Origin of the sequence: Spirosoma sp. 48-14 (assembly GCF_001898575.1) — a bacterium.
Lineage (GTDB): Bacteria > Bacteroidota > Bacteroidia > Cytophagales > Spirosomataceae > Spirosoma.
This window is the reverse complement of sequence record NZ_MKUD01000013.1, coordinates 1-9,039: the sequence shown is the minus strand read 5'-3', so window position 1 is coordinate 9,039 and position 9,039 is coordinate 1. Positions and strand designations below refer to the sequence as shown.

Annotated in this window: 8 protein-coding genes; 3 read left to right on the top strand and 5 right to left on the bottom strand. The window is 48.2% G+C overall.

Going from position 1 to position 9,039, the window contains the following annotated elements; genetic code table 11:
- From BGO59_RS10985 to BGO59_RS10970, 4 genes are all read right to left on the bottom strand, one after another.
- Positions 1–2,440 (bottom strand): amino acid adenylation domain-containing protein (locus BGO59_RS10985; protein ID WP_293683674.1); only part of this gene is annotated, 2,440 nt, incomplete at its 3' end.
- A 6-nt stretch (positions 2,441–2,446) separates the two neighbouring features.
- On the bottom strand, positions 2,447–2,992 hold the full coding sequence (locus BGO59_RS10980; protein WP_012931328.1) for a GNAT family protein: 546 nt from the start codon (positions 2,990–2,992) through the stop codon (positions 2,447–2,449).
- Positions 2,993–3,211: 219 nt separating this feature from the next.
- Positions 3,212–3,796 (bottom strand): DUF305 domain-containing protein, encoded by a 585-nt coding sequence (locus tag BGO59_RS10975; protein WP_012931329.1) that lies wholly within the window; start codon positions 3,794–3,796, stop codon positions 3,212–3,214.
- Between the two features lie 86 nt (positions 3,797–3,882).
- A complete protein-coding gene (locus BGO59_RS10970) occupies positions 3,883–4,596 on the bottom strand; it encodes a DUF305 domain-containing protein (RefSeq protein WP_012931330.1) in 714 nt (237 codons plus the stop codon).
- Positions 4,597–4,760: 164 nt separating this feature from the next.
- Here BGO59_RS10970 and BGO59_RS10965 point away from each other — a divergent pair, with 164 nt between their 5' ends.
- Both BGO59_RS10965 and BGO59_RS10960 read left to right on the top strand, forming a co-directional pair.
- The gene (locus BGO59_RS10965) at positions 4,761–6,017 is read left to right on the top strand and encodes a hypothetical protein (RefSeq protein WP_012931331.1); all 1,257 of its coding nucleotides are present in this window, start codon (positions 4,761–4,763) and stop codon (positions 6,015–6,017) included.
- 26 nt (positions 6,018–6,043) lie between these two features.
- Positions 6,044–6,310, top strand: coding sequence for a hypothetical protein (locus BGO59_RS10960; RefSeq protein WP_293683673.1), 267 nt, complete (start codon positions 6,044–6,046; stop codon positions 6,308–6,310).
- A gap of 26 nt (positions 6,311–6,336) precedes the next feature.
- Here the strand turns inward: BGO59_RS10960 and BGO59_RS10955 are convergent, their stop codons facing one another.
- Entirely contained in the window at positions 6,337–7,200 is an 864-nt protein-coding gene (locus BGO59_RS10955) for a DUF2726 domain-containing protein (RefSeq protein WP_293683672.1), read from the bottom strand.
- An 81-nt stretch (positions 7,201–7,281) separates the two neighbouring features.
- Here BGO59_RS10955 and BGO59_RS10950 point away from each other — a divergent pair, with 81 nt between their 5' ends.
- The gene (locus BGO59_RS10950; RefSeq protein ID WP_293683671.1) at positions 7,282–8,877 is read left to right on the top strand and encodes a DUF6035 family protein; all 1,596 of its coding nucleotides are present in this window, start codon (positions 7,282–7,284) and stop codon (positions 8,875–8,877) included.
- Positions 8,878–9,039 lie beyond the last annotated feature (162 nt).

Here is a 9,039-nt window from a genome sequence, read left to right as displayed (position 1 = left end):
TAGAACAGGCCGAATAAACACTAACGGCTGGCCCGCCCAGATTTAGTTGATAAGCCGTTCGGGAGGCAATAAAGTCCTTTTCGTTGACCGTCATGGCCTGAAAATTCCCCACCTGGCGAACGACTTCAGTGTTGGGCAGTACATTGTTGAGGTAGTACGTATTGTTGCCACAACCCGCCCAAACCCCGATGCTTCCCCCGTACTGATTCGGCAAATAACCCGCCTGTTCGAGAGCTTCCCAGGCAATCTCCAGAAAAACGCGCTGTTGCGGGTCCATGACCTCGGCCAGTTTCGGGCTTAGGCCAAAAAAGCCCGCATCAAATTGGTAAGCCTCGGCCAGAATCCCCCTGGCGTTCACGTACTGTGGGTCCCGGATTAAGTCGTCGGGCAATGAAGGATCTAACTCGTCGGGCGTAAAAAAGCGAATCGTTTCCTGACCTGCTCGTAATACTTCCCACAGGGCCTCAACTGTGTTGGCTCCCGGAAAACGACCGGCCATACCAATAATCGCCACCTCGTCGGTATCTGTACGTGCCGTATTTTTTCGACCAGGAAGGGATAAATCCTGGACTTGCCCGTCCACAAAATCGGCCAGGGCCCGTACCGTAGGATACTGATAGAGCTTCGTAATAGGTATCTCTAAAGAATGGGTTTGCTTCAGGGCCGCTATGGTGCGGGCCGCCAACAGAGAGTTGCCGCCTAACTCAAAAAAATTATCGGTGACACCCATCCGGTTGAGTGCCAGCACCTCTCGCCAAACAGCCAGCAACTTTTCCTCGGTGGAATTGCCCGGCATCAGGAATGTGTTTACCAACGAGTCTGCCGGTTCAGGATCAGGTAACGCCCGCCGGTCAACCTTGCCGTTTGGGGTCAGCGGAACTTGGTCAATGGACATCCACACTGCGGGCACCATATAATCCGGCAGGCGGCTATTCAGAAAATGGATGAGGGTCGATTTCTCGAAGGGGCCATCCATAACAACATAGCCCACTAACCGAATATCGGCATCACCGTAGATTTTAGCGACGACAACGGCCTGTTTTACGCCGTGATATTGCTGAAGGGTTTGCTCAATTTCGCCCAACTCAATGCGGAATCCCCGAATCTTAACCTGCGCGTCAATACGGCCCAGGTACTCCAGTTCGCCCTGCGGTAACCGCCGCACCAAATCGCCACTGCGGTAAAGCCGGTGGGATACGGGTTGGGTTAGGTCGTCGGTCTGATCCGACAACGGGTTTGGAATAAATCGCTGCGCGGTTAGTTCCGGCTGGTTCAGATAACCCCTCGCCAGTCCCGCGCCACCCACGTATAGCTCACCCGTTTCGCCAACGGCTACCGGTCGTTGCTGTTCGTCCAGGACGTGCGTAGTCAGCGTTGGAATGGACCGACCAATCAGACTACTCGATTGGGCAAGATGTTCTCCCCGGAGGGCCAGGTAGGTTACGTGTACGGTGGTTTCGGTAATGCCGTACATATTGACGAGCTGACAAGTTGGGAATGCCTCTTGCCAGGGGCGAAGTTTTCCCGGATGCAGGGCCTCACCACCAAAAATGACGTATCGAACCGATAACGGAACCGACCGCCCCACAATATGCTCCTGCAATACATAAAACGCGGACGGTGTTTGATTAAGCACCGTGACGCGGTGCGTAGCAAGCAACGCGCCATACAGGTGAGCGTCTTTGGCGATGTGCTTAGGCACGATAATAAGCCGCCCCCCAAACAGCAACGCGCCGTACATTTCCCAGACGGAGAAATCGAAACAGAACGAGTGAAACATCGTCCAGACATCCCGTTCGCTGAAATCAAAAAGCGACGCGTTCATCTTCATCAGACTGACTACATTGGCGTGTTCGATCATTACGCCCTTTGGTCTGCCCGTCGATCCTGATGTGTAGATGATATAGGCTAACTGGGGGGGTGTCGGTGGCTCTGATACAGCTTCAATGAATTCACTGTTAATGACCGATGCATCCCGATCAAGGCACACGAGGGTTCGAGTAACCGGTTGCTTCAATCTTTCGGTCGGATGGGCTGGTTCGGCTTCCAGTTTGGGGCGGGCAACACCATCGGTAACAACTACCGTTGCGTTCAAATCAGCAAGGATATACTCGATTCGGTCAGCCGGATAATCCGGGTCAATGGGTACGTAAGCTCCCCCCGCTTTAAGAATTCCCAATAGCCCAACAATCATGGCGATGGAACGGTCCAGGCAAATAGGAACCAGGGTTTCCGGCTTTACGCCCTGTTTGCGGAGGTAGTGCGCCAACTGGTTCGATTGCTGGTCCAGTTCAGCGTAGGTTAGCAGGCTGTCAGCACACACGACGGCCACTTGATCGGGTGTCTGGCGGGCCTGATCCACAAATAGGTCAACTAATGTTTTGTCCGTTGGGTACAGCGGTTCGGCCAGATTCGGTGAGGCTTGAGTCGGTTTGTTCATGTTCAATTAGAGAAGTTCATTCCTATCAGCCAGCCAATCGCTCGACAGGTACGCATAGAGGACGGTATCCATCAACACATTATTTTTAACGACACTGTCCCGGAGTAACCCTTCTCGACGAAAGCCGACCTTTTCAAGTACCTTGATCGAGGCTGCATTGTGCGCCATTGGCTGCGCGTAAAGCCGGGTAAGCATAAACTCTGTGAACGCATAGTCGATCATTGCCTTTATGGCTGCCGACACAATCCCGCGCCCCCAGTACGCCTGCCCAAGCCAGTACCATAATTCGGCTGAATACCGGCTAATGTCTTCTCCAATTCGTAATCCAATGTTGCCTATTGCTTCGCCACCCACGTCAATAGCGAAGTTGGTTTCCAGTTCAGGGTCAACGACGTATTGTATCCACCGCTGGGCATCAAGTTGTGTATATGGGTGAGGGAAGCTATCGCGGAGATTAAGCCAAATAGCTTTATTGTTGGCGTGCTGAGGCAGGTGATCTTCATCGCCGTATTGCCACGAGCGGATCAGACAGGTGCCACAATCAATCTTCATGGGTTGAGGTATAAAGAGAAAACAGGTGCTACATATTAACATCGACTAATTAGAGCCACTGTTTTGACGGTAGAAACGGGAGTTGTCACCAAGTAAACAATACCAAGATTTCGCTGGATTTATGTAAAATATTTGGATTTCGTTAAAAACACGAGCGACAGGAGCGTAACCTACAAAAGGTTACACTCCTGTCGCTCTTTTAAAAAGTGTCCGCTTTGGTTACCGGGAGACAATCTGAGCTTCCATTTTTTTTAGTTCGGCGACCTCTTTTGTCTGATTCTGAATGACTTTCCGAGCCATCATTTTCATCTTCTCCGTTTTGCCCTCCTTCAAAAAAGCGTTGGCCATGTCGATGCCCTGCTGATGGTGCTGCGCCATCATACTGGCATAATCGTGGTCCATGTTCCCGTTCATCGAGTGCTTCCCACTGTGCATAATCTTCATGGCATCCTGGCCCAGTTTTGAGGAAGCCGTTTGGGGCTTGTGGCTGCTGATGAACTGCGTCAGCTCCTTAATTTCTGCTTGATTAGCCGTTTTGATTTTACCTGCTAAGGCTTTTACCTGTGCATTTTTGCCCTGCCTGATTTCCATCTCCGACATATCAACTGCCGATTGGTGGTGCATTTTAAGCATCATGGCAAAATCATGGTCGGGGTCGCCGGTCATCTTCATGCTCATCATCTGATTCATGCCGGATTGCATGGCCTTCATCATCCCGTTGCTGGCCGACTGCTGGGCCAATGCTGGTTGAGAAAGCAGCAGAACCGCACTGAGTGAGACCACGGTGAACAGTTCGTTTTTCATACGTATTGGTAACTTGATTAATTGGGAAATGACAAAACCGCCGACACGCGCTTTTAGGCAGTATCGGCGGCAGAATATCGATAAAGTTATTTGAGTTCTGCGTTCGGTATGCCATGTTTATTAGCAAACGCAGCTAATTCCTTGAGGGCACTGGCCTGCTCCGTAATGATAATACTGGCCTCATCGGTCGGCGCTTTATCATCGCCGTACTTAAATTGAAGCGTGGCCATTGCAATAGCCCCCTTGTGATGCTCAATCAACCGGCGCACAAAATCAACGTCCACATCGGCGGTGTTCGGAACCTTTGCATAGGCCTGAATCATCTGCTTCATGGCTGTTTTCATCTCCTTTTTGAACTGCTTATAAACGTTGGCATCTATCTTTTCGGGCGCGGGATGTCCGTTCAAAAACGATTGCAGACGTGTCTGGCTTTCCTTGTCGCCCTTAATGGCCATATCGGCCATTTTCTTCGCTTCAGCGTGTTTGCCATACTGATTTTCAGCGGTTCCCAGATCAATGCTTCCCTGGTGGTGCATCTTCATCATCATGGCGAAGTCCATGTCCGGGTCGCCCGTCATTTCCATGTTTTCCATATCGCGCATCATCTGCCCCAGTACCCGGTCCGATTCCCGGTCAAATGCCTGGTCGTTGGGATCATCTGATGAGGTCCGCGCACTGGCTTCCGTCAGGATTTCGGGTTCAACGGCTTCACTACCGTTCTTGTCGCACCCCGTCAGGGTAAGGGTCATAGCCAAGGCTAGCCCGGTCAGGTTGGTTGCTGATAAAAAGTTCTTTTTCATGCTGTTGAGTAATGTGATTTAACCCCTGTATAACTGTGGGTGGTTTGCAAAGGTTGTTGCAATATTCTCTATCAGACTTATAGAATTTTTGGATTAAAAGATTCTTGGGTTAATTAGCCTCTGTCTCGAGTCGTAGAAGACGCTTAATGTTTACTTTTTGTCATATGATACATGATATAGCTACCTTTACCAACCTGATCCACGAGTATAAGCAAAGCCCTGACCTAACCTATCAAAGCTGGTTTTTGTACAACGAAGACCGCTTGAAAGCCTTCCGGTCAATTCGGCGCGGGATACTTCAGGTCGTCAGCGACATTAAAGGCGGCTCGTTCCCTAACGATTTCAAAGGGAGTTCGTTAGAGTTTGTATTAACGTGCATTACCGAGCAGAAGCAGATTTTTGAAGGTGCCTCCCACCCCTTCTACTGGAAGCCAAAATTGCGTATTCCAGATATTTATGAGAATCAGGACCATAAGCGGTATTTCGGGCAGTTCTTAGAATGTTGCCTGAAGGCCACGAAGCCCGAAACGGTTGTGAGCGAGATAAATCGGCTTGATGCCTATAAGATAAAGGGGCTGGGGCCTGCCGTAGCCAGCATCCTCTACTTTTTGCATCCGACTTGGTTGCCACCCTTCAATACGGCTATTATTAACGGTTACAACCGACTTTTCAATGAAAAGCGCAAGTTGGGTTCGTGGTCGGAGTACTTAGCCATCCGGGACAAAATGCTGGCAGTGAATACCGAATACCGACACGTTTTATCAAATGACTTAGGGGCGTTAGCGGGTTTATTGTTCGAGATTGGGGCAGGTAATCTGCTGGTGCCGGGCCTGGCTGACCAACCCGTTGTTGAGCGAGAAAAACTCGAAAAGCAACTATCCAAACGTCATAAGGAAGTCGTTGATGAACATCGGGAAGAGCAAACGCACAGTGAGATGCAGTATCATCTGCTAACCATTGGTCGGGCGTTAGGTTACGATGTCGCGGCTGCCCGGAACGATATTTCCCGGCAATATAATGGTCATTCATTCTCGTTTCTGAGCCTGCCCAACTTACCCACGCTACCTGTTGCGCCTGAAACCGCTCAAACTATCGGCCTGATTGACATTATATGGCTGGAGAAAGGCACAGGACGCATCATCTGCGCCTTTGAGGTAGAAAAAAGTACGTCGATTTACTCAGGTATCCTGCGACTAACCGATCTGACTTGTTCTTTACCAGACCATGCAACAACGCTCTATCTGGTAGTTCCCGACATCCGACGCAAAGAAGTTGAGATGCAGTTAACACGTCCTTCCATCAGACAGACTAATACGCCAATCCGTTACATCTTGATGTCTGAACTACGCGCCCACTGCGACGCATTATGTCGATTTGGGGATAGCCACCGGGTATTGGAGAAAATAGCGCGGTCTGTTTGAATGCCAACAGCTAATTTGAAGCCGTTATGAACCGAACAAAGGTTGCCACTCGCTATTATGGCCTGTACATTTTCAACGGGGAATATTGTATCCGTTCCGCCAGCAATTACCTCAACGCCGTAGAGGATTTAGAAGATGTAGCCAAACAAGGAGCCGAGCCTTTGGGAATCTATGATTTACACGATTGGCGGTTCGATTGGAAGCTGAGGGATTCGACCCGACAACAGCAATATCAAGATCGTGTTTTAGAACTGACCAACTCGCTACGTTTAAAAAACGGGGAAGCACTTTAGTTTGAGAGACGTAATAGCTTCAACTATCAGGGTTGTTCACGAGTAACTTCGCGAATTAAGCGGGTTAGGTCTTGCTCTGACATTCTTGTTTTCACACGTATGCGAAGCAAACGTTGGCCTGCCTTAGCCATGATTTTGTCCTTTATTCGATCTTTAGCTTGCTGTTCTTCACTATCATGATACGGGCTATCAATCTCCAGCATCTTGAATGGCTTAAACGCATTTTCTGCGTCGAAGACAACGCAATCTACTAAGGCTTTGAAAAAGTAATTTCGCTCATGCGGTTCCAAAAGATGTTTGATCTGCTCAAAATCCACCAGTGCCGAGACCGCTACATTTGGGAAGACGAGGTAGGTGCTGTACACCTCCCGAACTGCCCGGTAGAACTCATACTCCTGCTTCGATTTGAATAAGCTAATTGTATGGTTTACAGCTTCAACTTCACGGTTTACAGTTACGTGAATCGTTCGTTGCTGACTGTGCTCGACCACTTTAGGCTGTGTCCGTTCATACTCCTGAAGCAATTCAATACTGACAGACAGATGAGGATATTTCTTGGCATAGAGCAAAGCTGACTGAACCTGAGTTGAGCGATAGCCAACTATAATTTTTTCTGCAAGGCGTTCCACATCTACGGGGGGCAGGACAAAATGAAAATTCGGCCCTGTATGAAGCATATGAAACTGCTCTAAATAAAAGAGATAATCAGGGTCTTTGTCAAAGCTACTTCCGTCAATTAATTCCCGGATGAACTGCGATTCAAGAATACTCCTTGTAATATCGTCCTGACGAAGTTGGTCATAAATATTATTATTTTTAAACAACTCGATGAGAGCCATCCAATTACGCTGCTGAAGAAATTTGAATGTGGTTTCGCGGTCGTAGAGCATTTATTTTATTAATTGGGCTGTGAAGATAACTGTTTCCCTTCGGTTTAAGGATGTAGCATTTTCTTTCGATTCGACGCTTAAATGAAAGGATTTCAATTCACCATTCCGTCAGTATTAGACTGTGAAACAGGCGAGGAGGTTTTCGCAGGGCCATTTTTCAGTCAGGACGAAGCTGCTATTTTCGAGATACGCAGACAGTTAGAAGATGCTATCCGTAACCGACGCGACCCTAAATACAAATGCTACTACTGCAATCAGCTTATCAAGATTCGGGGTAGAGCCGAAAACGAGACAAAACTAAAGCGGATGCACTTTGCCCATCAGTGGGACAGCGACGATTGCCCCATAAAGACCAGCCAGGCGTTTACCCAACAACAGATTCGGGCTATCAAATACAATGGTCAGAAAGAAAGTAAGCTGCACGAACGAACAAAGGAGTTGGTAGCAGCCTCTTTGGAATCGAATCGGTTAACAGGCAAAGGTGTAACTGAGGTGGCTACCGAAACGGTTAGACGGGATACTTCTGGACTATTGACCTGGCGTAAGCCCGATGTAAGCGCCGTTTACCACTCGCGCCAAGTCGTGTTTGAGATTCAGCTTTCAACTACGTTTTTGAGTGTCATTGCGGATCGGGAATACTTTTATCAACAAAACCAGACATTCATAATCTGGATTTTCAAATTCTTCTCCGATGAGTTCAACAAACAACGATTCACCGAAAAAGACGTTTTCTACGGAAATAATCAGAATGCGTTTGTTTTTGATGGAGAAGCTATCAGTGAGTCCAAACACCAACATGACCTTATCCTTAAATGCCTGTACCGTGAACCTTACCGATCTGGTCAGCAGATAGCTTACCGCTGGCAGGAACGGTTAGTCGGCCTGCACGACTTAACGTTCGATGATAAGACCTACAAAGTATTCCTGTTTGATGTAGAAGGTGCTACCAAGTCGATTAAGCAAGAAATTGACGACGAGGAACGGGCCGAATGGGTGCGGCAACACGAAATTGAGCAACGGCAGCAGATATATGAGCAACGCCGACAGGCTTACCAAGAAGAACTTGAAGAAGGCTTCTCTCGCGCCCGCTCGTCGGTTCTTCAAACACTTAACGAGGTACAGGCTTATCCCGAACGACGAAGCCCTTTACTGAATGAGTTTGCCGCCTTTTCGTTGGATACGTATAGAAATTTGTTTACCCTGTTTGGACAAAATCAAGGGTATCAGCCTACAGAGAAAGACAAATCTTTTTTAAGAATAGCTTTTGAGCGCGAACGTCTGAATCGTTCTCACCTGGATCGAACTGATTTGTTAACGTGTTTGTGTCTGGCAACCTGTCTGATTAAAGTTAAAAGCCCTCAAAAAGCTCACCGTTTAAAGAAGGTGTACGGAATCGTGTTTGTTCTCCTATCGGTCAAATTAGACTGTGTGATTGGGCAAAGTTTTCAGAAAGTGGTGCAAGTGGCTCACACTGTCTTTCCGGGCAAAGAGTCTTTCGCCCACTTATTTATAAAGGCCATAGAACGCTATCCAAGCCCAAATCTACAAAAACAAGATGAGCGTTCAGGGGGAAAACTGGCTAAGAAGATAGAGGCTTTTCAGCAAAAAAACGTCGAACCAGACCAAAGCTACGATGACGTTTTCAGGCTGTTATTTCCTGAGCTTTTTGCTCAATAAACGGCTTTAATCGATTTTATTTATTCCAAGACCTCGGCCTATAACCTACCTCCTGCCACGAGCGTAATAGGCGTTGATATTTACGTCGGCCATAATCCAGAAAAATGCTGTCGGCGGCAACCTCCACAATATAGGGGTTCTTCTTCCAACGGGGCATTTCTA

Coding starts and splice junctions, on each gene's coding strand:
- BGO59_RS10970 (WP_012931330.1), bottom strand. CDS start 4,596: ATGAAAAAGAACTTTTTATCAGCAACCAACCTGACCGGGCTAGCCTTG.
- BGO59_RS10960 (WP_293683673.1), top strand. CDS start 6,044: ATGAACCGAACAAAGGTTGCCACTCGCTATTATGGCCTGTACATTTTC.
- BGO59_RS10950 (WP_293683671.1), top strand. CDS start 7,282: ATGAAAGGATTTCAATTCACCATTCCGTCAGTATTAGACTGTGAAACA.
- BGO59_RS10965 (WP_012931331.1), top strand. CDS start 4,761: ATGATACATGATATAGCTACCTTTACCAACCTGATCCACGAGTATAAG.
- BGO59_RS10975 (WP_012931329.1), bottom strand. CDS start 3,796: ATGAAAAACGAACTGTTCACCGTGGTCTCACTCAGTGCGGTTCTGCTG.
- BGO59_RS10955 (WP_293683672.1), bottom strand. CDS start 7,200: ATGCTCTACGACCGCGAAACCACATTCAAATTTCTTCAGCAGCGTAAT.
- BGO59_RS10980 (WP_012931328.1), bottom strand. CDS start 2,992: ATGAAGATTGATTGTGGCACCTGTCTGATCCGCTCGTGGCAATACGGC.